Source organism: Rhizobium sp. WSM1328, assembly GCF_057653715.1.
This window is the reverse complement of sequence record NZ_CM172788.1, coordinates 93,657-117,256: the sequence shown is the minus strand read 5'-3', so window position 1 is coordinate 117,256 and position 23,600 is coordinate 93,657. Positions and strand designations below refer to the sequence as shown.

The 23,600-nt window shown below is 60.2% G+C and carries 24 protein-coding genes and 1 tRNA gene; 6 read left to right on the top strand and 19 right to left on the bottom strand.

Annotation, left to right across the window (positions count from 1 at the left end; all coding sequences use genetic code 11):
* Positions 1-386 precede the first annotated feature (386 nt).
* Complete coding sequence (locus AC2444_RS00615; protein WP_012755857.1) at positions 387-1,934, top strand: putative bifunctional diguanylate cyclase/phosphodiesterase; 1,548 nt, start codon at positions 387-389, stop codon at positions 1,932-1,934.
* Between the two features lie 502 nt (positions 1,935-2,436).
* On the opposite strand, the gene AC2444_RS00610 is transcribed toward AC2444_RS00615, so the two are convergent.
* Positions 2,437-3,177: an SDR family NAD(P)-dependent oxidoreductase gene (locus tag AC2444_RS00610; RefSeq protein ID WP_012755856.1), complete on the bottom strand. Its 741-nt coding sequence runs from the start codon at positions 3,175-3,177 to the stop codon at positions 2,437-2,439.
* Positions 3,178-3,258: 81 nt separating this feature from the next.
* Between AC2444_RS00610 and AC2444_RS00605 the strand changes: the two genes are divergently transcribed.
* Positions 3,259-3,942: a TetR/AcrR family transcriptional regulator gene (locus tag AC2444_RS00605; RefSeq protein WP_012755855.1), complete on the top strand. Its 684-nt coding sequence runs from the start codon at positions 3,259-3,261 to the stop codon at positions 3,940-3,942.
* Between the two features lie 383 nt (positions 3,943-4,325).
* On the opposite strand, the gene AC2444_RS00600 is transcribed toward AC2444_RS00605, so the two are convergent.
* The 11 genes from AC2444_RS00600 to AC2444_RS00550 all read right to left on the bottom strand — a co-directional run bounded on the left by AC2444_RS00600 (position 4,326) and on the right by AC2444_RS00550 (position 14,858).
* Positions 4,326-5,444, bottom strand: a complete 1,119-nt coding sequence (locus AC2444_RS00600) for an IS4 family transposase (protein ID WP_012755854.1) — start codon at positions 5,442-5,444, stop codon at positions 4,326-4,328.
* A gap of 105 nt (positions 5,445-5,549) precedes the next feature.
* Complete coding sequence (locus AC2444_RS00595) at positions 5,550-6,587, bottom strand: 4-hydroxyproline epimerase (protein WP_012755853.1); 1,038 nt, start codon at positions 6,585-6,587, stop codon at positions 5,550-5,552.
* 15 nt (positions 6,588-6,602) lie between these two features.
* Positions 6,603-7,313 (bottom strand): SDR family oxidoreductase, encoded by a 711-nt coding sequence (locus tag AC2444_RS00590; protein ID WP_012755852.1) that lies wholly within the window; start codon positions 7,311-7,313, stop codon positions 6,603-6,605.
* Between the two features lie 9 nt (positions 7,314-7,322).
* On the bottom strand, positions 7,323-8,573 hold the full coding sequence (locus AC2444_RS00585) for an NAD(P)/FAD-dependent oxidoreductase (protein WP_012755851.1): 1,251 nt from the start codon (positions 8,571-8,573) through the stop codon (positions 7,323-7,325).
* A 184-nt stretch (positions 8,574-8,757) separates the two neighbouring features.
* On the bottom strand, positions 8,758-10,035 hold the full coding sequence (locus tag AC2444_RS00580) for an alpha/beta hydrolase (protein WP_012755850.1): 1,278 nt from the start codon (positions 10,033-10,035) through the stop codon (positions 8,758-8,760).
* Positions 10,036-10,705: 670 nt separating this feature from the next.
* Positions 10,706-11,587: an aldo/keto reductase gene (locus AC2444_RS00575; protein WP_017995906.1), complete on the bottom strand. Its 882-nt coding sequence runs from the start codon at positions 11,585-11,587 to the stop codon at positions 10,706-10,708.
* 307 nt (positions 11,588-11,894) lie between these two features.
* Positions 11,895-12,530 (bottom strand): TetR family transcriptional regulator, encoded by a 636-nt coding sequence (locus tag AC2444_RS00570; RefSeq protein WP_012755848.1) that lies wholly within the window; start codon positions 12,528-12,530, stop codon positions 11,895-11,897.
* Positions 12,531-12,549: 19 nt separating this feature from the next.
* Positions 12,550-13,221 (bottom strand): class I SAM-dependent methyltransferase, encoded by a 672-nt coding sequence (locus AC2444_RS00565; protein ID WP_012755847.1) that lies wholly within the window; start codon positions 13,219-13,221, stop codon positions 12,550-12,552.
* A 296-nt stretch (positions 13,222-13,517) separates the two neighbouring features.
* Complete coding sequence (locus tag AC2444_RS00560; protein ID WP_012755846.1) at positions 13,518-13,820, bottom strand: hypothetical protein; 303 nt, start codon at positions 13,818-13,820, stop codon at positions 13,518-13,520.
* A gap of 154 nt (positions 13,821-13,974) precedes the next feature.
* A complete protein-coding gene (locus tag AC2444_RS00555; RefSeq protein ID WP_012755845.1) occupies positions 13,975-14,346 on the bottom strand; it encodes a hypothetical protein in 372 nt (123 codons plus the stop codon).
* A 191-nt stretch (positions 14,347-14,537) separates the two neighbouring features.
* On the bottom strand, positions 14,538-14,858 hold the full coding sequence (locus AC2444_RS00550; protein ID WP_012755844.1) for a hypothetical protein: 321 nt from the start codon (positions 14,856-14,858) through the stop codon (positions 14,538-14,540).
* A 199-nt stretch (positions 14,859-15,057) separates the two neighbouring features.
* Here AC2444_RS00550 and AC2444_RS00545 point away from each other — a divergent pair, with 199 nt between their 5' ends.
* Entirely contained in the window at positions 15,058-15,756 is a 699-nt protein-coding gene (locus tag AC2444_RS00545) for a class I SAM-dependent methyltransferase (protein WP_012755843.1), read from the top strand.
* A 90-nt stretch (positions 15,757-15,846) separates the two neighbouring features.
* Here AC2444_RS00545 and AC2444_RS00540 read toward each other — a convergent pair whose 3' ends face one another.
* Positions 15,847-16,434, bottom strand: coding sequence for a hypothetical protein (locus AC2444_RS00540; RefSeq protein WP_012755842.1), 588 nt, complete (start codon positions 16,432-16,434; stop codon positions 15,847-15,849).
* Between the two features lie 211 nt (positions 16,435-16,645).
* On the opposite strand from AC2444_RS00540, the gene AC2444_RS00535 reads away from it, so the two are divergent.
* Entirely contained in the window at positions 16,646-17,137 is a 492-nt protein-coding gene (locus AC2444_RS00535; protein ID WP_017995903.1) for a hypothetical protein, read from the top strand.
* 262 nt (positions 17,138-17,399) lie between these two features.
* On the opposite strand, the gene AC2444_RS00530 is transcribed toward AC2444_RS00535, so the two are convergent.
* Both AC2444_RS00530 and AC2444_RS00525 read right to left on the bottom strand, forming a co-directional pair.
* A complete protein-coding gene (locus AC2444_RS00530; RefSeq protein WP_017995902.1) occupies positions 17,400-17,696 on the bottom strand; it encodes a hypothetical protein in 297 nt (98 codons plus the stop codon).
* 27 nt (positions 17,697-17,723) lie between these two features.
* Positions 17,724-17,906, bottom strand: a complete 183-nt coding sequence (locus tag AC2444_RS00525; RefSeq protein WP_012755839.1) for a hypothetical protein — start codon at positions 17,904-17,906, stop codon at positions 17,724-17,726.
* Between the two features lie 205 nt (positions 17,907-18,111).
* Here AC2444_RS00525 and AC2444_RS00520 point away from each other — a divergent pair, with 205 nt between their 5' ends.
* Complete coding sequence (locus AC2444_RS00520; RefSeq protein ID WP_012755838.1) at positions 18,112-18,633, top strand: hypothetical protein; 522 nt, start codon at positions 18,112-18,114, stop codon at positions 18,631-18,633.
* Between the two features lie 238 nt (positions 18,634-18,871).
* Entirely contained in the window at positions 18,872-19,117 is a 246-nt protein-coding gene (locus tag AC2444_RS00515; protein ID WP_012755837.1) for a DUF982 domain-containing protein, read from the top strand.
* 92 nt (positions 19,118-19,209) lie between these two features.
* On the opposite strand, the gene AC2444_RS00510 is transcribed toward AC2444_RS00515, so the two are convergent.
* The 4 genes from AC2444_RS00510 to AC2444_RS00495 form a co-directional block, all read right to left on the bottom strand.
* Complete coding sequence (locus tag AC2444_RS00510; RefSeq protein ID WP_012755836.1) at positions 19,210-19,428, bottom strand: hypothetical protein; 219 nt, start codon at positions 19,426-19,428, stop codon at positions 19,210-19,212.
* A gap of 28 nt (positions 19,429-19,456) precedes the next feature.
* The gene (locus AC2444_RS00505) at positions 19,457-21,388 is read right to left on the bottom strand and encodes a membrane protein (protein ID WP_012755835.1); all 1,932 of its coding nucleotides are present in this window, start codon (positions 21,386-21,388) and stop codon (positions 19,457-19,459) included.
* 481 nt (positions 21,389-21,869) lie between these two features.
* Positions 21,870-21,946 (bottom strand) — tRNA-Arg (locus AC2444_RS00500).
* 122 nt (positions 21,947-22,068) lie between these two features.
* Positions 22,069-23,589, bottom strand: coding sequence for an ATP-binding protein (locus tag AC2444_RS00495; RefSeq protein ID WP_012755834.1), 1,521 nt, complete (start codon positions 23,587-23,589; stop codon positions 22,069-22,071).
* Positions 23,590-23,600 lie beyond the last annotated feature (11 nt).

Below are 23,600 nucleotides of genomic sequence, written 5' to 3'. Positions count from 1 at the left end.
CGGTTCGACGCCGATCCTCCGGCGGATTCTTCAGCCGATCGAAAGAATGGCTGTGTGCAGCGACCGATGGACCGGAACCGAATCCTCATCCAATTTGCGGCAAAGATATCCATTGTGCGCAGCGAAACTCCCGTGCCTTCGCAAAGGCAATCCACCATTAACCTACCAGGCGCATAGACGATCTTTGGGATTTGTCGGTGCTGCGCGGCTTCATCAGCCACTGCGATACCGGCCCTCTTAATTCCGCCCGAATGAATTGAGGCGGTCTTCGATCACGGCGTAGGACCGCCGATGCCGTGAAGTTGCGCCATCCGTCATCGGCATTCGGTGATACGAGCGTACCAAACTGGCCATGACGGCTCTTCACACAACAGGAGCCTGTTCATATGCCTCGCAGCCAACCAACCAGACCGCAGATCGAGATCGTTGCCTGGCTCGCGATCTTCCTGCTTCTCTTCTGCCTATCTTGGCTCTTCCAATGGCATGAAGGGCTGGATGAGTTTATCGAGAAGCATCATGACTATCCGCTGGACCACGCGCTCCTCGCCCTGAATATCTCCGGGTTTCTCGGGCTCATCTATTCCGCGCTGAGGATCCGGGATCTTTCGAGGGAGGTTCATCGCAGGCTGCAGGCCGAAAAGAACGTAGACTGGATTGCCTGTCACGACACGCTGACCGAACTGCCTAACCGCAGATTTCTGGATTCTATATGCGCGCAGGCGATGAGCGATCAGAGGGCACAAGAGACCTATGCCGTGTTCAGCATCGATCTCGACGGCTTCAAGAAGGTCAATGATCTCCTGGGGCATGATCACGGTGATGCGGTGCTGAAGACTGTTGCTCAGCGGCTCTCTTCCCTCTTTCCCCGTGAGCGCGTTTTCCGCCTTGGGGGAGACGAGTTCGTTGTTCTGGCGCGGCGCACTGGAAATCCCGATCTTGTTGCGTTGGGGAACCGCATCGTGACCGTGATCGGCAAGCCGTTCACATTCAATGGTGTCGCCGTCGACCTCGGCGCCAGTGTCGGCTTCGCGCTTTTTCCGGAGAACGGCGATGACCTCGGTCAGGTCATTCGACATTCCGACTGTGCGATGTATGTCGCCAAAAAGCAGGGGCGCAATCTGGTGAAGCCCTTCGTGCCTTCGATGCAGGACGAGTTGGCGAAGCGGGTCCGGCTGGAAGCTGATCTGAGAGCAGCCATCAAGAAGGCAGAGATCGTTCCCTACTATCAGCCGCTCGTGGACCTGAAAACGAATAGGATTATCGGCTTCGAGGCCTTGGCACGCTGGAAGACGGCCTCCGGCGAATTCATCCCACCGAACGAATTCATTCCGGTGGCAGAGGAAGCCGGTCTGATCGTCGAATTGACAGACCAGCTGCTTCGCCACGCCTGCGCCGATGCGCTTTCCTGGCCAAATGAGCTCGTCCTGTCATTCAACCTTTCTCCGATCCAACTAAGCGACCGACTGCTGGGGCTTAGAATTCTCAAGATATTGGGCGATGTCGGTCTGCCGGCGCACAGGGTCGAGCTTGAGGTGACGGAGAGCGCCATCATCCAAGACGCCGTCACTGCGCGAATCGTCCTCGACGATCTGGTGAACGCCGGCGTCAGGATTGCTCTCGACGACTTTGGAACAGGTTATTCCAGCCTCTCACAACTATCCAACTACCGGTTCGATAAGATCAAGATCGACAGGAGTTTCGTCTCTTCATTCGAAACCAATGATAAGCAGGACAAGGTGATCAAGGCCATCATCGCTCTCGGTGCGGGACTTGGCGTGACGATAACCGCCGAGGGTATCGAAGAAGAGAGCCAGCTTCAGCGGCTTCAGGATCTGGGTTGCGACATCGGCCAAGGATATCTGCTTGGTAGGCCAGCCCCGGCCGCGGAGCTTGCCACAGATCACGTCAGCACTAGAATTTTGCAACGCGGTTGATGGGCCGCGGCGTGTCGGATTCAGCCGCGAGATGCTCGAGGCTGTCGTCGAACAAGCGCTGTCCACCTGGCCGACCGGCCGTCCATGCTCTCCGAAACATCATCTTAAAGCTTAAGAGAGAAGCACGCCGGCCGTCGTCGCCTCCGTGACATCCTCGGGTCAAGCGGCGCATCCAACGAAGCATCGTGCGGACGCTGACACCTCGCCAGCGCCCGGAGCGGCGGCGTTTAAGAGAGCCTCATCCTGAGGTGCCCCGCAGGGGCCTCGAAGGACGAGGCGGGTATTGCGGCGCCGGATCATGCAAGGAGCGGCGTTGCGGCGTGTCCTTCGAGGCGATCCTGCGGATCGCACCTCAGGATGAGGTATATTGGAGGGTGCCGCGGCTTAGCTCTCTCTTCTCCTCAACGGGGTCCGGGTTGGAGTGAGGGGGTCATCGGGACGAAAAGAGGGACCAACATCTGTCGACCCCCCGTTTTTGCCGACGCAGGCAACAGATCCCGATTCAGGTGTTCAAGCCGCCATCCACTGTGAGGATGGTGCCGGTGATGTGCCTTGCAGCAGGGCTTGCGAGGAAAGCCACAGCAGCCGCCACATCTTCCGGCTCGCCATAACGGCCAAGTGGGATCAGGGCACGCTGGAAATCGGCGAAGTCGCCATCGGCGGGATTCATATCGGTGTCGGTCGAACCCGGCTGAACGAGGTTTACGGTGATATCGCGAGATCCGAGTTCCCGCGCGAGGCCGCGGGTAAACGAGTGGAGCGCGGATTTTGTCATGTAATAGACCGTGCCGGTGTCGCCGACGATGCGTTCGGCGCCGACCGAGCCGATGGTGATGACGCGGCCTCCCGCCTGCAGATAGGGAATGGCGGCCTGCGAAGCGAGCAGAGGCGACCGCACATTGACATCCAGCAGCGCATCGATCTGCTCGACGCTGACGTCGGCGATCGCACCGTAAAGCGCGATTGCGGCATTGTTGACGAGAATGTCGAGACCGCCAAGTGCCTGGGCGGCCTCGTCGACCGAGCGCTTCACGGCCGCCGGATCGGCGCTGTCGGCCTGGATGGCAAGCGCTTTGCGGCCCTTGCCCTCGATCGCTCGGACGACTTCGGCGGCGCGATCGGCCGAACGCTCATAGGTTATGGCGACATCCGCGCCTTTGTCGGCAAGCGCCAATGCGATGGCGGCACCGATGCCACGCGAGCCACCTGTGACCAGGGCACGCTTTCCAGCCAGTTCTGTCATGATCTTCTCTTTCTGTAGTGATAGACACATAAATAGCTAGGCACGTTGCGATGGGGTGTCAATGGGTTTATATAATGATCGATGCAAAAATCGGATGAGACCTCGAACGTCGATGAAACCCCGACCCGCGGGCGCGGACGGCCGCGGGCGTTCGATCGGGAAGCAGCCTTGGCGCAGGCGACCCGCCTGTTCTGGATCAAGGGCTTCGAGGCGACCTCGATCGCCGACCTCACCGAGGCGATGGGGATCGGATCGCCGAGCCTTTACGCGGCATTCGGCTCGAAAGAGGCGCTCTATGCCGAGGCGCTGCGCCACTATCGCGACAACAACGAGGCGCTCGTCTGGGGAGGCTTCTTTTCCGCGGGCACGGCCCGTGAGGCGGTGAGGTCGTTTCTGATGGATTCGGCCGCTGCCCTGACCGGCTGTGTCGTGGATATTCCCCGCGGCTGCATGGTGGCGCTCTCTTCGGTCGGCAGCGAGGGCCATGTGGAACTCGGCGAACTCGTGCGAGCCGCCCGCGCCGTCACGCTCGACCGCCTGAAGCTGCGCCTGAACCAGGCGATATCAGAGGGCGAAATTCCCGTCTCGACCGACGTCCATGCACTCGCCCGTTTCGTCCAGACCGTTCAGAACGGCATGTCGATCCTGGCCCGCGACGGCGCGACCCGCGGCGAACTGGAGGCAGTCGCCGAGTTGGCCATGCTGGGTTGGGACACTCGAACCGGGGACTCTGAGCGCAGGCAGACTTACGCCGATCATGCGTAACCTTTAGGCAGTCGGTCGCGGAAGCTCCGTAGGATCGTTGGAGCGTGCCGCTGCCCCTCATCCGGCTGCCGCCACCTTCTCCCCGCCTGCGGGGAGAAGGGCATATGCCGCGACCTTTCCGTTCCCCATTGGCCTCTTGCATGGCACGTCCCCTCTCCCCGTTTTTACGGGGAGAGGGTTAGGGTCATATGCGCTAGGTTAAGCGAGCGTGTAGATCGTCGCATTGTTTTCGGCGTCGTCGCGGCGGCTCACAGAGGTGGCGACGACTTCGCGTGACGAGATTACAGACGGCCTGCCACAGAAGTGGTCCGCGGATGGCGGCGCAAATGGTGGCCAGGGCGATCTTCATGAGACGCCAGCGCGATGGGCTTGCCAATGGGGGGCTAGCCAGTGGGGTTGCCACATCCAGAGGGGGGAGAGTCCGGGACTTGCCCGGCAATCTGTTCGGCGATGATGGCGACGATCAGTCTGGCGTAGAGCCATGCCCGGGCCAGTTCCGGCTTCTTGGCCGGCAAGCTGTCGAGGCCGGCCAGGCTCTTGAACCGTTTGAACGCCAGCTCGATTTGCCAGCGGAAGCGATAGAGGGTGAGGATATCGGCCGGCGGGAAGGTGGTGGCCGGCAGCGAGGTCAGCAGCAGAATGTACTTCGCCGCCTCGAGACTGCGCGGATCGGGTTTTTTGCCGTGCTTGCGGGCGGCTTTGAGCAGACGCTCCTGCTCGGCTTGGGCCTGTTGCGGATCCTTGCGTCGGACAATGAGGCGCAGGGCCAGCGGCGGTGGTGGCGGCGTCCCCGTCATGCCTTCGTGGACACGAACCTGCACCTCGCCTTCCTGCTCTTGCTGAGCGGCGAGTGCGGCAAACAGATCAAAGGGCTCGCCATTCGTCTGCAACAGGCGCAACGAGTTCCAGCCGGTCCGCACGATGAAGTCTGCACCGGCGTCGATCACCGGCCGCAGGTCGCGCGGTCTTGCATAGTAGCGATCGGCCAGCACGATATCGCCGGGTGCGTAGGTAAGGCGCTGAAGGTTCTCGGCACCATGGATGTCGGTCAACTCAAGCTGATCGACCTGAGCCGTTGCCAGATCGTAGCCGACATGCAACCGCCATGTCGTGCGGTCAGCGCCCGGATGGCAGATCGACGTTCCATCGAGCACACGCAAGCGATATCCCGCAAAGCGCCCCGTCGGCACTTTGGCCTGTTCGGCAATCAGCGCGGCCACGATGTCGCCAAGCCAAGGCGCCGCTTTGCACAGCCGCTCGAGCAGCGATGGGTCTGACAAACGGGCGATCCCGCCCGCTTCGGCCCATGCACAGGTCTCGCGTAGCGACATGCCAAGGCCGCCATAGGCAAGTGCCAGCCGCAACAGCGTCTCGGCATTCTTGATTTCCCGCACCCGCGTAAAAGCACCGCGCAACCGCGCCGTTGCTTCCAAGTCAAAACCCGCCGGAAGCCGCTCGCGCACTTCCGGCCAATGATCCAAAACCTCAGGACGAATCTTCATCCAAAGCTTGAATCACAACCAGATTCCTTATGTCCAGGGCTAAACCTAGCGCATATGAGGGTTAGGGTGAGGGGCAACCATCGGCGCGAACCATGCTCCTCGCAGTCAAATCTCCCCAGCCGATGGCCCCCACACATCCGTCAGCGCAAAACCGTTCGGATGCGGGTCAAAGGGGTCGAGTGCTACCTGGGTCAGGCCGAAGGTGAAGCCGCGGCCGGTGATGGTGGGGATGACGGCGGGGCGGCCGGCCACCTCGGTCACCGCCTGGAGGCCGACTTCGAATTCGGAGCCGATGATCGACTTCGAGGTGAAGGTGTCGCCGACCTTGGCCTTGCCGCGGGCATAAAGGGTGGCGAGATTGGCGGAATTGCCGGTGCCGCAGGGCGAGCGGTCGGCCCGGCCCGGCCACATGGTGGTGCAGGTGCGCACCGTGCCATCGGCTTCCGTGTCGCGGAACATCACATAGGCGACGCCCGAGATCGCCGGGATCTCGGGATGGACGACCTTGATGTCGCGGTTGATCAGCTCCTTGAGGATCATGCCGGCCTGGACGAGGCCGGCGGCATTGGCCTTCTCGATCGTCAGACCGATCTGGCCGACATCGACGAGCGCATAAAAGATGCCGCCATAGCTGATATCGGCCTTGATCCTTCCCCAATGCGGCGTGTCGATCGCGACATCGAGCTCATGCACGAAGGAGGGCACCATGGTGAGCTTGACCTTCTCGCAGCGCCCGTCTCGGCAGGTTGCCGTCGCCTTGACGAGGCCGGCGGCGGTTTCGAGCGTCACGATCGTCTCCGGCTCCTTCATCTCGACGATGCCGGATTCGAGCAGTGCCGTGGTGACGCAGATCGAGTTCGAGCCGGAGCTCGCATGCGCCTGATCGGGCTGCAGGATGATGAAGGCGGCGTCGGCCTCCGGGTGCCGTGCCGGCAGCAGCAGGTTGACCGAGCCGATCGGCGCGCCGCGCGGCTCCAGGCAAAGGAAGCGGCGCAGTTCGTCGCCCTTCGGATCGGTGTTCAGCCAATGCAGCTGGGCGGCGATGGTCTCGCCGGGGATCTTCGGCACGCCGCCGATCGCGACGCGGCCGATCTCACCTTCGGCGTGGACATCCAGCAGCTGGATCGTGCGCTTCCATCTCATATCGAAAACTCCAGATCAGACGTGACGGGTGACGCCGCCATCGACGCGGATATTCTGGCCGGTGATATAACCCGCGCCGTCGGAGAGCAGGAAGGCCGCGGTCTTGGCGATCTCCTCCACATGGCCGATGCGCTTCATCGGCACCTTCTCGGCGGTCTCGGGCTTGTGGTTGAGACTATCGATATAACCCGGCAGGATGCAGTTCATGCGGATATTATCGGCCGCATAACGATCGGAATAGAGCTTGGTGAAGGCGCCGGCAGCGGCGCGGTAGGTGCAGGAAACCGGGAAGACCAGCGTCGGCTCGTAGGCGGCGAAGGTGGTGATGTTGACGAAGGCGCCCTTGCCCTGTTTCAGCATAACCGGTGTGACCAGGCGGGCCATGCGCACCAGCGACAGGATCATCATGTCGGAACCGAGCGTCCAGTTCTCGTCTGAAATATCGAGCAGGTCGCCCTTCGGCGGATGGCCGCTCAGGTTGACGACGGCATCGATGCGGCCATAGGTCTTCATCGTCAGGTCGAAGATCGCCTTGAGATCCTCGGCCTTTTCGGCCACGCCGCGCGAAGCGACGCCGCCAAGTTCAGCCGCCAGCTTCTCGCAGCTTTCCGAAGGCGACATCAGCGCCAGCCGATAGCCCTGGGCCGAGAGCTCGCGGGCGATCGCCTCGCCCATGCCGCGGCCGCCGCCGGTGATCAGCGCTACGGGTTTGGCGGTATCGGACATCGGGGCCTCCTAATAACGGTCTATGCGGAACGGGGTCATATCGAGGGATGGTTTGAGCCCGGTCACCATATCGGCGATCACCAGCGCTGTCGTTGCCGAAAAGGTCAGGCCGAGATGGCCGTGGCCGGTCGCATAAAAAACGCCGGGCAGTTTCGACGACGGCGAAATGATCGGGATCGTATCGGGCAGCGCCGGACGGTGCCCCATCCATTCCGTCGTCTCCTCGACCTTCAGGCCGGGCAGCGCGCGCTGGGCATGGCGCACCAGCACCCGCGGACGGCGGAAATCGGGCGCGGCATCGAGGCCGGCGAGCTCGACATTGCCGCCAACCCGGATGCCGCCCGCCGTCGGCGTCACCATGAAGGCGCGATGCGGCCAGATCACCGAATAACGCATCGCGATGCCGGGCTTCATGATCTGCGTGTGATAGCCGCGCTCAGTTTCGAGCGGGATCGGCTCGCCGAGCTTTTCGGCGAGGAAACGGGTGTGGACGCCGGCGGCAAGCACGACCGAACCGGCCTCGATCCGCCTGCCATCCTCGAGGAGAACGACGGCCGTGCCATCGCCCCTGCGCTCGATATTCCTGACAGTGCCGGAGACGAAGGTCGTGCCCGCAGCCTTTGCGGCATCGGCGAGTTTGACCACCAGCTTGTAGGGGTCGCGGATCGACTTGTTGTCGGGGAGCAGTACGGCTTTGGCGATCGCCGGTGACAAAGTGGGTTCGTAATGTTGGATGGCGCCGTTGCTCAAAACCTCGAATTCGAGGCCGTAGCGCTGCATCATGGCGAGATGGCCACGGTCGGCGGCAAATTCCGCCTCGGTCTCGTAGATCGCGAGACAACCCTCCTCGGTCATCAACTCGGGTGCGCCAATCGCCTGGAGCATCTGCCTGAAATCGCCGAGCGCCCGGTTCGACAGGCGCATGCCGGCATCCTCGATCTCTCGGAGGCGCGAGGGCCGGCCGGCAGCGAGGAAGCGCAGGAACCAGGGCAGCATCCTGGCGGCATAGGAGGGCCGCAGCCAGACGGGACCTTCCGGATCGAGCAGCCAGCCGGGGATCTTCTTCCAGGTCGAAGGGCCGGAACCGGCGGCAAAATCGAGCGCGATGCTTGCCATATTGCCGAAAGAGGTGCCGCGACCCGGCTCGCCCTTGTCGATCAGCGTCACATCAAACCCGCGCCGCTGCAGCTCGAAAGCGATCGAAGCGCCGATCACGCCTGCGCCGACGACCGCTACCGTCTTCTTCGTCTCATCCGCCATGCCATCAACCCATCGCACGGCAGACAAAATTGCCGTCGTGAATCTGATATATCACATCAAGATGCGATGCCTAGAGAATTTCCGTTTTTTCCGAATCACGGAAATTCTCTATTTCTTTGTTTTTTTCGCAATTCCGAAACGCAAAACCGCTGTGCACTTTTGCTGGAATTGCTCTGTGGAATTTTTACTGGCTTGCCGGCAGGCCGGCGCCGACGCTGTCGCCGACCGAACCGACGGTATTGTTCATCGACTGGCCGAGACGTTTCAGCTGGGCATCGTAGTTGCGCCGGGTGCGCGGATCGAAGATCGCAATCGGCGTGCTGACGGCGACGCTGACGGCACTTCCGGCGGTCTGGGCAGCGCCCATCGCCACGGCGCCGACGGCCTCGCCGAGGCCGACATTGGAATCGGTGATCGTCTGGCCGGCAATCAGCCGGTCGCCGATCAGCTTCACCACTTCGGGGCTTTCGGCGAATTTGCCGTGGTTCAGCCGGTCGCCGCCCTTGAGCTTGGTGAGGTCGAGCACGGTGATGCCGGCCGCTTCGAGCTTGCTGCGATAGGGTTCGACGGAAGGATCGATCTGGCCGAGCCGGTCGACATTGCCGGAGATGCGCCGCGACAGCGCCAAAGCGCGATCGTCCTGCGAGACGAAGATGGTGAAGTGCGGCCTTTCCTTGCCGAGGCTGGCGAACTGGCGGCCGAAAACGTCGACATCGAGATCCGGCGAAGCGAGGATGACATTGTTGATCTTCGAGGCGACATGACCGTTGCGGATCGCCATCTGCCGCAGCGCTTCGACGGTGAGCCAGGTGCCCATCGAATGGGCCATGATGGTGACGTCGCTAACGGCGGGATTGGCGGCGGTGCGGGTCAACAATTCCTCCAGCGCGTCGCGGGAATAGTTGGTGCTTTCCTTGTCGTAATTATAATCGAAGATGCTGCCGCGCGAAGGCCAGGTGAAGACGACGGGCGCAACGTCGGCATGCGAATCGTGGACGATCTGCGCGAAGCGGTAGACGGCATCCTCATAACGATTGTTGAAGCCGTGGACGAAGACCAGTACGCGGCGGCTCTTCGGCATATGGGACTTCAGCCACGTCTCGCCGGCCCGCTCGCCTTCCAGCGGATCGACAGAAACTGTGACGAAATCGCGCAGCGGATCGGCCGGCAGGCGGCTTGGCCATTGCACCTGGCCGACCTTGCGATTGGCTTCCGGCGGAATGGAGACGTCGACGGCATTGACGGCAAGCCCGGTGCCGCGTTCGCCGGAGAAAAGCACGGCGGGATTGTCGTCGGCAGCGCGCGTCGTCGCGACGAGCAGGTCGACCTTGGAGGTGCCGGGGGCCGCGGTGCCGGCCGCCTGCATGACACCGACCGGCCTGCCGCCGCAGCCGGCGAGCGCCATCGTTGCAATCAGAAGACCTGTCAGAGCCGCGGGCAAGCCGCCTCTTTTGCCGATCATGACCAAACTCCAATCGGTTCACGCACCGGACAGGCGGCGCCCGTTCAAATAGTCCGACGAGGCTTGCCGAGTCAAACCGCGGGCGGTGGAAGCCTTTGTTTTGCGCAATCCCTCGTGAAAACGCAGGACTGGCGTTGCGCGGATCGGCAACCGATCGATTTCGATTTAGGGCGGAAGATTTGGGGGGGAAAAGAAAAAAGCCCGACGCGGGAGGAGGTGCGCCGGGCTCTTGATCCTGACTGACAACTGGGAGGAGGAGTGTTGTCAGTCCGATGTAAGAGCACTGGGAGGAGGAGTGCGCTGCTTACGAAGATAGTAATAGCCAATTCTTTTGATTCGGAATAGCGAAAATACCGCAATGCAGCAATGCGCTAGATGCAAAGCTTGCCCTCAAAATAACAGGTATCCGCCTCATTTTGCAGCATGTTTGACCAGATGGTCAAAATTATGCCGAAAATTGTGGCCCTCTCGGATCGCCGATAGACTCGCCCCTCATCCGCCTGCCGGCACCTTCTCCCCGCTCGCGGGGCGAAGGGGATATGCCGCACCCTCTCCGTTCCCCACCACCGATCGCACCATCGCAGGGCACGTCCCCTCGCCCCGTTTTTACGGGGAGAGGGTGAGGGTGAGGGGCTGCCATCGGCACAGACATCTTTCGCCGGTTTGCCCGTCAAGCAGCCTTGAAGACTTTGCTGCCCTCGGCGTCGAGGGCGGAGAATTCCTCGTCTGACAGCGCGATATCAACCGCCGCCACGTTTTCCTCAAGATGCTTGACCTTGGAGGTGCCGGGGATCGGCAGCATGACCGGGCTGCGCTTCAGCACCCAGGCGAGCGCGATCTGGCTGGGTGCGGCATTGTGCTTTTTGGCGATCGTATCGAGCAGCGAGCCGGGCTTGGCGAGATCGCCCGCGGCGAGCGGGTACCAGGGGATGAAGCCGATATTGTGCTTGGTGCAATAATCGAGCACGTCCTCGCTGGTGCGATCGACGAGATTGTAGCGGTTCTGGACGGTCGCGACCTTGAAGTGCTTCGAGGCGGCCTCGATGTCGGCAACGGACACTTCGCTGAGACCCGCATGGCGGATGAGGCCGGTATCGAGCAGCGATTTGATCGCATCGAACTGTTCCTTGGCCGGCACCTTCTGATCGATCCTGTGCAGCTGCCAGAGATCGATCTGCTCGACGCCGAGATTGCGCAGGCTCTTATGCGCCTGCTGGATCAGGTATTCCGGACGTCCCACAGGCAGCCAGATATCGGGTCCGTGGCGGGTCAGGCCGCCCTTGGTGGCGATGACCGACTTGCCGCCATAGGGATGCAGCGCTTCCTTGATCAGCCATTCGGAGACATCGGGGCCGTAGGAATCGGCCGTATCGATAAAGTTCACGCCGAGTTCCGGCAGGCGCTTCAGCGTACGGATGGATTCGGCATGATCGGAAGGCTCGCCCCAGATGCCCTTGCCGGTGACGCGCATGGCGCCGAAACCGAGACGATTGATCTCGATATTGCCGCCGATCTTGAAGGTGCCTGACTTTGCTGCGTTGTAATTGGACATGGTCTTTCCTCTCTTATCAATCAATCATTGAAATTCGGTGGAACGGTCGGAGGCGGTTAAACAGCGGCGGCACGAATGCCGAGGCTTTCGGAGATGCCTTCGAGCGCGAATGTCTGCCCTGATCGAAAGCGATGCCCGGCATGGTGATGATCCGCCTATCGCGGGATCAGCAGAATGTGGCCGCTACGACGCTTGCAGATATAGGACGGCCCAGTCCCGATAACAGGGCCCGATGACAGGGATGAGTGGAAACATCGACATCGAACCGACGCATCGGGCGAGCGCAGTGATCCTCAGGCGGGCTGGGTCAAAGCCTGGTCTTCGCCTCGTCGCCGAATTCCGCCAGCATCTTCCAGAGGTCGGCGAAGATCTCCCGGGCGAAATCCTCAAGCGAGGCGCCCGGCGGGCGCTGCTGCCAGAGTTCCGCCCCGACGCGCAGCGCACCGATGACGACGGCCGCAAGGACGCGCATGCGGGGCCGCTCAAGCGGATCACCTCCCTTGCGCAGCAGCAGCGCCTCGGCGAGCTTCTGTTCGAGCCTGGCGTATTTCAGCTGGTCGCGGGCCTTCAGCGCCGGCGTGCGATGGATGAGTTCGCCAAGCGCCAGGCCAGGCTCGTCGACGGCAGCGATGACGGTTGCCGTGATCGCCGCCTCGACGGCGGCGACCGAGGATTCTGCCGCCGGCCTTGCGGCGACCGCCGCCATCAAGCGATCGGCGAAGGCATCCTGCCAGGCGAAAACCACCTCTTCCTTGGAGGGGAAATAATCGAAGAAACTGCGCTTGGATACATCGGCCGCCTCGGTGATGTCCTCGATCGTCGTGCCCTCAAAGCCGCGCTGCAGAAAGAGGGACATCGCCGCATGCTCAATGCGCTCGCGCGTCTGCCGCCGCTTGCGTTCCCGCCTGCCTTCGGTTGTCTCCGTCCGCTTGTTCTCAGCCATTCCGGCCCGGCATCATCGTTCAGCCGCCGGTTTCGTTGGAAAAGGCGGCGACGTCGTCGATTTCAGTCTCGCTCTGGCGATAGCTGATGCGCTCGCGCGACAGTTCCAGCGGCTTGCGGCGTGAAATCCTGTAGACGGAGGCCGGCGGCAGGTTGCGCACCGTGCCGCCGATGCGCACCGCCTTCAGGCCGAGACGATCGAGGATCGGCCGCGGCACCGGGCAGCGCGGACCATAGGTAAACTGATAAATGGCCCCGCCCGGGCGCATATAGGCGAAGGCGCCGGCCATGATCGAGGCGATCTTGCGGGGCGACATGGAGAGCAGAGGCAGGCCGCTGACGACTGCGCCGACCGGTTCGCCCTCGAAAATATCGGCATGGGCGAGATGGGCGGCATCCATCTGCAACACGCGCGCCGTCGGGAACCGTGCCTGCAGCGAGGTGATGAACTCCGGGCCGTACTCGATCAGGGTCAGATCCGCTTCGCTGACGCCGCGCGCCAGCAGCGCCCGGGTGAAGACGCCGGTTCCCGGGCCGAGTTCGATGATCGGACCGTCGAGTGCGGCAATTTCACTGGTCATGATCCTGGCAAGCGAATCCCCCGACGGCGCGATGGCCGCGACCCGAAGCGGGTTGCTGATCCAGGAGCGGAAAAAATGCAGGAAATCGGAGCATGCGGCCTTTGCAGTCATGACTATCCCACCTGTCTGAAATTCGATTGATTATAAAATGCGACCATCGCGGCGAGCATGGCAATTCCAAGGCAGACGCGTCAATCGCTCTTGGCTGCGGCTTTTCGCAACACCCACTGTCACCAGTTTGCATGATTCTGTACTTATTGCATTTTTGCATTCGATGCAACATTTTCCAAACGGGCGACAATGGACCCAGCGCAACCAGTCACCCCGCATGCGAAAGGGCGACCCTGAGGCCGCCCCTTCAGCCCATTGCGGGCCGCTCACGATCGCGAAAACGCCGAAGCGCCTTGTCAGTAGTTGCAGCTAGAGCTGCTCGTCGGGTTGAAGCCGAGCTTGCAATCCTGGTTGAGCGGCTTCTTCGGGTTCATCATATAATGTGTCGAGCCCGTGGTTTCCGAGGCGCGCTCGCCGATCGAACCGGTGGTGCGCCTGTCGTGCTCAACCTTGGTTTCCTGTTGGGCAACCGGACGCGTCGTCGCACCCTGCTCCGTCGCGCTCGACTGAAGGGGAGCTGCCGTTGCCGAGAAGGCCGAGAGGCCGAGAATTGTGCCGAAGGCAGCGGCCATCAGGCCGTTCTTGAAAGTCGTGGTCATCATCGTCTCCTTGGGAGGATTCGGGGAATTTACGCCCCGGAGTTAGGAAGGCGATCTGTCACATACTACGGTGCGAAAGCAGAGGTCACGGACATGTGAGCGGCGGCCCGATCGAGAAAAAGGCGGCTCATCGCCGCCTTTTTCATTTGCCGGCTCAATAGCCGTTATCGCAAGGCATGCTACCGGGACCGATCGATCCAGAAAACGTAGGGTTGCACATTTCCGGAGCTGCCGGCCTGTTCACCGGCGGGCGGACGATGGAGCCTGTGGTGCCGGCCTCGACGCCGAAAGCAGCAAGCGGATACCAGTAGCCATCGGAATGGCGGCGGGTGCCGGGGCGCTCGGTGCGGAAACCTTGATAGCCATGCCAGGACCCGGGATGTGGTTTATATTGCACCATTTTCACGCCCGAGACAGCAGGCGGCCGAACCGCCTGGGCGGGCGCCGCCTGCGCGGGGATGATCGATGTGAGGGCGAGAAGGGCGCTAAGCGCGACGGTGGAAGGGGCAAGTCTGAGCATTTTCATGATAAACCCTCCTTACTGGATTTATCTCGAGAGAATGCCTTTCCCGCGTGCGGAGTTCCGCCGTTGCCTGCAGCTTCCAAAACTCGTGATTGCAGGCGATCCGGCGTGACTAAATCGCCGAAAAACGTGAAAAGTCGCGATCAGGAAGAGGGCTCAAACGGCGCTGGTGAGGAAAGCTGAATTCTCTGTTCTCAATTCGCGTATAATGTCCGGTAGCCCTGGCCGGAGAGGCAGGCGACATATTGGCGATGGGCGGCGGCGCGCGCTATCGTTTCGGCCTCCAGCTCATCGGCCCCGGCATATCCGGTCAGTTGGGCGCGCAGCTGATACTGCTTCCTTGCCTCGTCATACATGGCGTTGCCGTCGGTCATGCAAATGCCGTGCGCAACAACAGGCGGATTGACCGGCACGCCGACCGCCAGGAGTACGGGATCATTGGCATGGTCGATGCAGCCGCCAAGGGCCGTCATCATCGCCAGGGCAGCCAGAGCCCGAAAAATTCCCACCGTCATGCATTCCTCCGGCTGAAGCGCCTCAAAGATCATCAAACCTGCGGATACATCAGGAAGGTTGCGCGAAACTAGGCTGACGGCTTGCCTCAATTCCGGCCGGACGGCGCCGCCCGTCCCAGAGATGTTTAAAATATTTCTAAAATAGTATATTAATGCTTACTTATAGTCGTAGACGTTAATCTTTCAGGAGGGAAGGATTATGGCTTCGCCGTGGGTAAACGACGCGCTGTCGCACGCACAATCTGCGTTTTCCGGCAACAGCAACACAGATATCCTTGAGGTTGGAGGCGGCTCCCGCACGCATATCCCCTTGAAAGGTGCGAGATATACCGTCGTTGATATCTCCAAGGAGCAGCTGGAGAAGAACAGGGACGCGGCCGAGCGGATCCTCGGCGATGCTCAAACCATCGACTATGGAGATCGTCACTTCGACGCCTGCGTCTTCTGGGACGTTCTCGAGCATTTGGAAAGCCCGCGCTCTGCCTTGTTGAGAGCCCATGACACCCTGTCTCCCGGTGGTCTGGTGTTCGTCAAGGGTCCGATCCTGAACTCAGCCAAGGGGATCTTCACCGATCTGACGCCCTGGTGGACCCACGTCTTGTTTTATCGCTACGTTCTCAGGCAGAAAAACGCCGGAAAGCCGGGCTACGCCCCATTCCGCGTCGAGCACGCCGCAGAGGCATCCCATTCGGAGATTGCCGGGACATTGAAGGACCTCGGCATGGATGTCGTCTTCGTCGGCGAATATGTGTCGACACAGGTGCACGCGCTCAAGGACCGAATTCCCCCACTTTATTGGCTCTATGAAGCTTTCGGCCTTCTGCTTCGCACGACTTCGGCTGGGAAGATCGGGGGGCGGGAGACGGAGTTCCTGATCGTGGCAAAGTGCCTTCGTTAGGGACAGCCCCACCAAGATCTATATAGCACTTCGGAATCCCGAAATTGGTTGCGGCATTGAAATCATTGCCTGTTTCTTCACCTGCGCAGCTCACGAAGCGCGGCGAATTTCGGAATCCCGAAGCGGGGGGATTTCGGGATTCCGAAGTGGGGTTTTTTTCTTCCTGCCGACGCGTCCGCGTTTGTCGGCGGCAATCTTGCGGTCGGTCTCGGACCATTTCCGGCACCTTTCCGCCGTGCATCGCTTCCACTCGTCGGTGGGCGGCGCACCTTCATGGTCACCGACAAAAGTCAGCGTGAACCGGTTGGGATGCGCGACACCGCTGCCCGCCCGGCCGCGGCGAACTTTTATCAGCCCCTTATATTCGAGCTCATCGATCGCATCGGCCACATATTCGCCGGTCACGCCGTAAGACACGAACTGAGGATGGGTCACGACAAGCTTGCCGTTTTCCAAGGCGGCGTGCGACGTGTGCTCGATGACGATGCGGAAGAAGGCGCGGCAGGCATTCGCACTCAATGTCGTGAAGGCCGCAGATTCCAGCAACTGAATGGTGAACCATTGCCAGCGAAGACTGCCGTCATCCATGCCGCTCGGCGGAGCGGTATGCCTGCGCACCATCGCCCGCGTCTTTCCTTGACTGGTTCGGCTTTTGTCGCGAGGGTTGAATTCCGCCATCAGCCCCTCGCCCGTGTTGTCGATCGGTATCCGCCCGCCCTCCGGAGCCTGTTGCGGGAACTCCGTTCATGCCGCGCGTGACGGCCAAAGCTCGTCCACACCATCACCTGACCTCGGAGAAAAAATTTGCTCAACATCTAACAGTCCGTGGTTGCAATTGCGGCAAACCTAGCGCAAGAACGATCCGTGAACTAGGAAAATATTCTTAGTTATGATCTTCTATTATCCAGTCCCTTCTGATAGGATCCCTGCAATGAATCTCGGGGGTAGAAGCGCGATGCGAATAAGCTGTATGGGGGAGAAGAGCGTGGCCGTTTGCGTCCGGCGATTGTTGGCATTGATTTCGATCGTGCTGGGAAGCGCCGTCCAGGCTTTTTCCTGCGATCAGCCGATTGTCATATCCAATTGGTCGTTCTGTGCGCTCGCCAACGTGAGCGAAGAGGGCGGCGACGCTGATTGGAAAGTCGTTCCTGCCTGGACTCGCGAGAAAGCCATAAGCGCGTATTTCGGAAACGATCCGCGGCTCCTAGCAAACCACGGACTTTGCAACGCCAAATTCCATCACGTCGTACTCTGCCAGCCGGGATGGCAAACGGGCAACCCGGATGAGTGCTCATATCTGGTTTGCAGCGGCTATTACTCATCTTTGGTCGGGAAGGAAGAAAGGGAAGACTATTTGAGAGACCACCCGACCGCTCAATAGTTTTTCCCTTCGCTGCCTTGGTGAGACTGGAGCGGCCGACGAGAAGTGCTTATCGTTGATCTCCCGATCTCCATCTTGAAAACCTGAAGCAGTTTCGCGCAAAACGATTATCACAGTGTCGGTACTACCCATCCTCTTCGTCAGCCAATCAGCTCGCGGCCGGCAGCCGGAAGGCGCCGCTGGCGGAACAGTTGAGAGTTCCCGGGGCGAAGATTCTCGTCCGGTTACGCCCATGAGGGCGCCAGCTGTGTAAAGGCGGGCTTCAATCTTTCACTTCAGAAATCAGACGTATCAGAGTTCCATCATTCGCCGCAGCGCTAATTGCCGTTGCGATCTGCCGGAGCGGTCCACGCGCGACGAGCATCTCTGGCGGAGGAGGTTTTCCGGGACCCGGATCGATAAAGGCCGAACACAGGTGATCCGAGTCGCGCATCGCCATGAATGATGTGGCGACAATCGCTTCGCCGCAGGCGGCGCATCGGAGAATGTAGGAACCGCGGTGGACGATCGATTCTGTTTTGTCCAATCCGCAGGACGGGCAGGCCAACATATCGGTCATTGCTTCACCCCAGCCTGAGCACGCAGCTTATGAGGCAGCCGCCAGAACCACTGCGATCGCGAGCAGCAAGGGACCCATCCACTTGAAATGGCGAATCAACGGTGGCCGGCTGGCCGGCTTGCCTGGATATGGCAGATAACCAAAGCCGACTGATGTCATCCACAGGCCGGCGCAAAACATGATGATTTCATCAATATAGGCTGCGATCATGACTTTCCTGCCTTCGGAAGGGCTCGACGATATCTCCGTCTCCGCGCCCGATGCCACTCATCCTACCCATCAGCACGGCCAGACGGAAGAGAAGAGTGGAGCTGAGAGATTAAACTTGGGGTAGCATAATTACTTCGAATCCCCTAGGCATTCGAAACTCGCAACGCGCCAATCCGCGACAGCCACTCTCTCGGGAAAATATTCCATGCACAACGCCAAATTCATTCGCCACGCTGCCGTCTCCGCATGCGTCGCTTTTGCGGCATTTCAGGCCGGGCAGGTTCTGGCCGATTCGGCCAATGACAAATTCTTTGACGCAGCCCTTTGCAAACCACCCTATACGATGACATCGGCAATGAAGGTCTATGATGTCGTGGAAGCTTTGGCCAAGCCGGACACGTCATCCTTGGGCGCGGCGATCTACAAACTCCCGAACCAGATAGGCCGCGACGGCTTTAAATCGACCGAGATTTTCTTTGCTAACAACGCTGTTGGCGTCTTGGTCGAGGGCGAACGCGCCGACGATCTGGCCGTAAAATACGGTTTGAAGCCGGAGACCTCGGATCTACTGGGCACATCCACCAAGGGCTATTCGCGCGAGCTGCCGGCAGATCTGCAGCCGGAACCCGGAATGGCCGGGCCTGGAAAGGTCTCCATCGTTGCCCGCCAAGGCAACGCCTTGCCAGGAAAGACATTGCTGGCGTGTGAATTCGTTCAGGAGTTCTAGGCGTCGCATGCAAATGCGCGGTTATATTCGACTGCGGGTTTCATTGCTTCGAGGGCTCACACAGAGACTGTCGTGGGGGCGGCCATGAGTTTCCGGGCAAGACATGGGTCCTATAAGGCGGGCGACGATGTCCTCGCTGCTGGAGAAACTATCTCGTTCACCCGCTCACCTCGCCACGCTGGATGAACCGCGCTATGTGAGCAGCCTATAGAGAGCACGCAGCGGAGGTGCTGAGATCATGCAAACCATTTGGAAGAAGCCGGTGACGCTTGCCCTTGAAGGGCCGGATCAGTGGGTGGTGATCCAGACGACCCAAGCCGCGACATGGGCGCTGGTCGAAGACTGGCCGACCGAAGAGGGTCCTGCCCTGGATAGAGCCTGTGCGGTTTGCGCCGATGTGATGTCGGGCAAACGAAACCGGGAAGAGGCGCGGCAGGCGTTCATCGACGCTGCGATCGAAGCCGGAATCCCGATTAAGGAATGAGGCCACGACCCGTGCGGCGCCTATCTGGCGCTGGAAGGCGAGCGATCATCTCGGCCCGCCATCCAGCGTGATGATGCAGAGATTATGCGCGATCAGCCATCATAATGGCCCGACAATGCCGCGTCCGCAGACTTGACCACCACGGCCAGATTGACGCCCTTTGTCACGATTGCCCCGGTTGCTCGAAGGTCGGTTACCGCTTTCAGCCCGCCCGACTTGGGAGACGGAAGAGGCACCACCGTGCCGGCGTCCAGATCAGCGACCCAGAGATCATCGTCGCCTTCAACACTAATAACAACAACTCTAGCCATGCTTTTTCCCTCTTCTAATGATTGGTGTTTAAAATCCAGCTTTCTTCAGGCCTTCTCGGTAAAGATCCTTATGCCATTGCTCCTTACTCGGAACCGCAGACAGCCATTTGTCCACGTCGAAGTCCGGATTGACTTCGCGAAACCTCCTGACGAAGATCCGCGCCTTGTCCTGGTGGCCCAACATGGCCCAGCTTGCGGCCGCTAGCCTGTCGGCCAAACTGGCATCGGCCATCTGCCCAATGTAATCCAGCGAAGCTTCGAATTCGCCAAGGGCATAATTTGCGCCGGCAGCGGTCCAGAAATAGGTGTCGGGGCTGAGCGGGTTCAGCTCGATTGCCCGCTCGATCTTTCGCAAGGCGATGGCAGGGAGCGAACAATGAACCAAAGTGTCGGCGTAGTCGGCAATAACATCCGCATAGTGCGGGGCAAGGCTCTCCGCCACTTCCATTGCCTCGGCGCTTTCGTCAAATGCACCCTGCAACAATTTCGCCACGCCGAACTCGCGATATCCATCGGCAAAATCTGGACGCGTTTCGGTGGCCTGCTTTGCCAAGATCTCTGCCGTTTTCAACAGATCGATATCACCCCGCGCGGTCAACAACCATTCCTTGGAGTAAGTCCGCGCCATTGAACTCAGCGCCGGTGCGAAATCGGGGCTGAGGCTGAGCGCGGCTTTCATCTCCTTGCGCGCACGCCGTAGATTCGGAAGTGTCAGCCGCGCCAGATGCCGCCTGCCAACGAGATATCGATGGTAGGCAGCCGGGTTCAAATCCTCGCGCAACGCCTCATGGCGCTCGATTTCGCTGGATATGGAAAGAGCAATCCGTCGAGAGACAGTCCTCCTGTCTTTGACAAGATCCCGATGATCAAGGCTGAACCTCTCTGCCCAGACAATTTGATTCTGGTCAAAAAAGATCAGTTGGGCGAACAGGGTGACGTCATCGCCCGCATTGCTGATCCGAGTGTCGAGAATGTAATTGACGTGATGTCGTTCAAAGAAGGCCTTCTGGGTCTCCATGTGGTGGCCAATTTGCACCGCCGAATATGGGGCTATGACCTGCAGGCTGTTGAAGGCGCAAAATCCAATCGTGATATCCTCCACCAAAGACGCAGCTAAAAAACCGGCTTGGGGATGAATGGATTGATTTCTGGGTGGAAGCAGCACCAGGCGAGGAATTGCAATGCTGACGTCCTCGGGCTCAAGGGAAGCAGCGGTTACGTGTTTTTCCCTTGACGGCACTAACGCCGGGCGAACGGGTTTTGTGTCAGCGCCGTCGGATGCGCCGCGTACCGCGATCCCTCGCGAAATCGAATTACGCCGCTGTTCGAAATAGGTCCGAAGCGATTCAACCTCTTCCTCCGCCTTGAATATCTCTATCAGCAACTGCAGCGTATCCGGATCCTTCGGTTCCGTCCGAAACAGGATAATGGCGGCCTTTCGCAGGAGTTCTGATTCCGCTCTCGACTGCGCTCGTCGCGATACCGTTTTCAATGTATTTGCGAGAAGGTCGATATGGCATTTTTCGCGCTCGGCAAGCCACTGTTGAAACTCGCGGCTGTGGCAGTGAACCGGCCCCAGAAAGGGTTGGTTCAGCAGCTTCACAAGATGTTTAAGCAGAGAGAACGACGCGACCGCTTCGTCGGTCTCGGATAGCAGGAGGTCGGAAGACAAGGACTTTCGGTCGAGAGAGACCATGTTGCCCTGGGATGAGAGAATGTTTATTCCGAGTTCGGCTTGACGGGCCTTCACTCTCGAAATCAGCTTACGCAACGTCGAAAGCGCAACGTCCCTATCGGCATCGCCCCACAGAAAACGCGCCAAGGTCGTTCGATCCGCCGAACCTTCACCGGTCGTCAACAAATAGACGAGAAGCAGCAAACCTTTCTCGGGAAAGGCGACGAGGCTCCCCTCCCCGTCAACGAGCTGCAACCTGCCAAAGGTGTTTAGAACAAAAGCCATTTTGCCTTTACGTCACCACGTACCCGGGTATTCACATGAAAAGTGAAATGCACGCACTGCAATAATAAAGTCGCGAATTCGTTATGCGGCGGGCACTTTGTCCCAATGTCCTACGAAATTCAATATGCGCGAGAGACGCAAAGGTTGCGCTATGCTTGAGATCCTCGCCATTACGAATAGATTTTTCGCAAACCAGCTTATTGCCGGTTAGCTTTAGAATAATTCTATATGTAATATCGTTTTCCGAAACACCTGCGATAGCGGTGTTTAGGCATTTTCCGCGGGGTTGAAGATATCCTTAGGCAAATTACTGCAAAGCCAAAAACCCAAATCAATCAATCGAGCAGCGCTGCTCGCTCTGTTGCTAATGAAACTTCCACCTGATCGCCCGAACGAAGGATAGCGTCGGCAAAGCACCTGGAACGGCAAATTTCTTCCCGCGGTTCAACAGGTCGTGGCAGACTTTCGATGAAAAGAGAAATGGCGCACCCGAAGAGATTCGAACTCCTGACCCCCAGATTCGTAGTCTGGTGCTCTATCCAGCTGAGCTACGGGTGCGTGCAAAATGCGGCGGAGCCGCTTGCGTGGCGATCCTCTAAAACGTCCTTCGGGACAATGCAAGAGCATTTCTGAAAAAATCGCGTCTTTGTCTGCCAGCAGCCGCACCTTGCGAAACCCCGTCACTTTTCAATGTGCGCCCGGCTGCGGTAATCCTCCAGCGAAACCGGGCGATCGGGGATCTCGATGCGGAACTGCGTGCCGACCGTCGGTTTTTCCACCAGCGCGATCGTGCCGCCATGGGCGAGCACCAGCTCGCGGGCGATGGTGAGGCCGAGGCCGGTGCCGCCGGAGCGGGCCGAGCCGCGGAAGGCGGCAAAGAGGTTCTGGCGCGCCTTCAGCGGCATGCCGGGACCGGTATCATCCACGGTGATGCTGACGACGCTGCCGACACGCTGGGCGGAAACGGTGATGCGCCTGACGGAGCCCGGGCCGCCCTCGCCCGGCGAGGTCAGCGCCTGCAGCGCGTTGCGGCAGAGATTGTGGATGACGCGGAAAAGCTGTTCGCCATCGGCATCAACCTCAAGCTCGGCGCCGATCTGCTCGGCGAATTCGATGCCGCTTTGCGGATCGATCGCCAGCATGTCCTTGACGTCCTGGGTCAGTTCCAACAGGCGGATATGGCGGCGGCGCGGTGCGGATTCGCTCGCCTTGCCGTAGGACAGCACCTCGGTGGTGTAGCCGACGGCGCGGTCGATGGTGCGCAAGAGCTTCGGGGCGAAGCTTTTCACCATCGGGTCATCGACATCGACCAGCCGGTCCGACATCAGCTGCGCAGACGCCAGGATATTGCGCATGTCGTGATTGATCTTGGAAACGGCGAGGCCGAGCGCTGCCAGGTTCTTCTGCTGCTTCAGCGTCTTTTGCAGCTCCATCTGCATCGAGGTGAGGTTGCGGCCGGCGACCGCCAGTTCGTCGCGGCCGCCGTCGCCGATATAGATATGGGCCGGGTTGTCGGGATCGGAGGAGAATTGCTGCATGCTGCCGGTCAGCCGGCGGATCGGGCCGATGAGGATGCGGTTAATCGCAAAGAAGATCAGCGTCGCCGTGAACAACGAGATCAGCACCGACAGCAACAGGACATTGCGGGAATAGACGAACATCGCCCTACGCAGCGGCCTGTCCTTCATCACCACCTCGACGCCGGTATTGGTGTCGCCGACGGGACCATAGACGCGGATCATCCTGCCGCCGCCGAAAACCAGCGTGTCGAGCGCATCGCGGATTGCCGTTACCGGCGGCACGTCGGTCAGATCGTAGGCCTCATCGACGGAGGTCGGCATATCGGTCGTCGCCAGCAGCCGCGAGGTGCCGTCCTTGCGCAGTACGATCGCCTTGGTGCCGGTCGCCTCCAGCGTCTCTTTCTGCAGCGCGCGCGGCAGCTCGACCGGCTGCAGGCCATCGATGACGATGGCGGCGGCAGCGGCCGTATTCAGCCTGTCCTGCAGCCAGCGCACGCGCATGCTGGCGACCGAGGGAAAGAAGATCAGGATTTCGGCGAGCATGATGAAGAAGACGGTGAGCCAGAGCAGCTTGCCGGAAAGGCCGCCGAACAGGCCGGCAGACGGGCACGGCGCCCTTGCAGCCTCGCCGGCGGCCGGGCTTTCCGCCGAAGGATTATCGCCCTGATCTTGAATCGGCATTCTGGTCTCGC

Excerpts from the sequence above, each read along its gene's own strand:
- AC2444_RS00580 (WP_012755850.1), bottom strand. The coding sequence starts at position 10,035 with ATGATCGGCAAAAGAGGCGGCTTGCCCGCGGCTCTGACAGGTCTTCTG.
- AC2444_RS00535 (WP_017995903.1), top strand. The coding sequence starts at position 16,646 with ATGATCTTCTATTATCCAGTCCCTTCTGATAGGATCCCTGCAATGAAT.
- AC2444_RS00520 (WP_012755838.1), top strand. The coding sequence starts at position 18,112 with ATGCACAACGCCAAATTCATTCGCCACGCTGCCGTCTCCGCATGCGTC.
- AC2444_RS00530 (WP_017995902.1), bottom strand. The coding sequence starts at position 17,696 with ATGACCGATATGTTGGCCTGCCCGTCCTGCGGATTGGACAAAACAGAA.
- AC2444_RS00540 (WP_012755842.1), bottom strand. The coding sequence starts at position 16,434 with ATGGCGGAATTCAACCCTCGCGACAAAAGCCGAACCAGTCAAGGAAAG.
- AC2444_RS00550 (WP_012755844.1), bottom strand. The coding sequence starts at position 14,858 with ATGACGGTGGGAATTTTTCGGGCTCTGGCTGCCCTGGCGATGATGACG.
- AC2444_RS00505 (WP_012755835.1), bottom strand. The coding sequence starts at position 21,388 with ATGGCTTTTGTTCTAAACACCTTTGGCAGGTTGCAGCTCGTTGACGGG.
- AC2444_RS00585 (WP_012755851.1), bottom strand. The coding sequence starts at position 8,573 with ATGGCGGATGAGACGAAGAAGACGGTAGCGGTCGTCGGCGCAGGCGTG.
- AC2444_RS00590 (WP_012755852.1), bottom strand. The coding sequence starts at position 7,313 with ATGTCCGATACCGCCAAACCCGTAGCGCTGATCACCGGCGGCGGCCGC.
- AC2444_RS00595 (WP_012755853.1), bottom strand. The coding sequence starts at position 6,587 with ATGAGATGGAAGCGCACGATCCAGCTGCTGGATGTCCACGCCGAAGGT.
- AC2444_RS00525 (WP_012755839.1), bottom strand. The coding sequence starts at position 17,906 with ATGATCGCAGCCTATATTGATGAAATCATCATGTTTTGCGCCGGCCTG.
- AC2444_RS00600 (WP_012755854.1), bottom strand. The coding sequence starts at position 5,444 with ATGAAGATTCGTCCTGAGGTTTTGGATCATTGGCCGGAAGTGCGCGAG.
- AC2444_RS00610 (WP_012755856.1), bottom strand. The coding sequence starts at position 3,177 with ATGACAGAACTGGCTGGAAAGCGTGCCCTGGTCACAGGTGGCTCGCGT.
- AC2444_RS00510 (WP_012755836.1), bottom strand. The coding sequence starts at position 19,428 with ATGGCTAGAGTTGTTGTTATTAGTGTTGAAGGCGACGATGATCTCTGG.
- AC2444_RS00615 (WP_012755857.1), top strand. The coding sequence starts at position 387 with ATGCCTCGCAGCCAACCAACCAGACCGCAGATCGAGATCGTTGCCTGG.
- AC2444_RS00565 (WP_012755847.1), bottom strand. The coding sequence starts at position 13,221 with ATGACTGCAAAGGCCGCATGCTCCGATTTCCTGCATTTTTTCCGCTCC.
- AC2444_RS00555 (WP_012755845.1), bottom strand. The coding sequence starts at position 14,346 with ATGAAAATGCTCAGACTTGCCCCTTCCACCGTCGCGCTTAGCGCCCTT.
- AC2444_RS00495 (WP_012755834.1), bottom strand. The coding sequence starts at position 23,589 with ATGCCGATTCAAGATCAGGGCGATAATCCTTCGGCGGAAAGCCCGGCC.
- AC2444_RS00515 (WP_012755837.1), top strand. The coding sequence starts at position 18,872 with ATGCAAACCATTTGGAAGAAGCCGGTGACGCTTGCCCTTGAAGGGCCG.
- AC2444_RS00570 (WP_012755848.1), bottom strand. The coding sequence starts at position 12,530 with ATGGCTGAGAACAAGCGGACGGAGACAACCGAAGGCAGGCGGGAACGC.
- AC2444_RS00545 (WP_012755843.1), top strand. The coding sequence starts at position 15,058 with ATGGCTTCGCCGTGGGTAAACGACGCGCTGTCGCACGCACAATCTGCG.
- AC2444_RS00605 (WP_012755855.1), top strand. The coding sequence starts at position 3,259 with ATGCAAAAATCGGATGAGACCTCGAACGTCGATGAAACCCCGACCCGC.
- AC2444_RS00560 (WP_012755846.1), bottom strand. The coding sequence starts at position 13,820 with ATGACCACGACTTTCAAGAACGGCCTGATGGCCGCTGCCTTCGGCACA.
- AC2444_RS00575 (WP_017995906.1), bottom strand. The coding sequence starts at position 11,587 with ATGTCCAATTACAACGCAGCAAAGTCAGGCACCTTCAAGATCGGCGGC.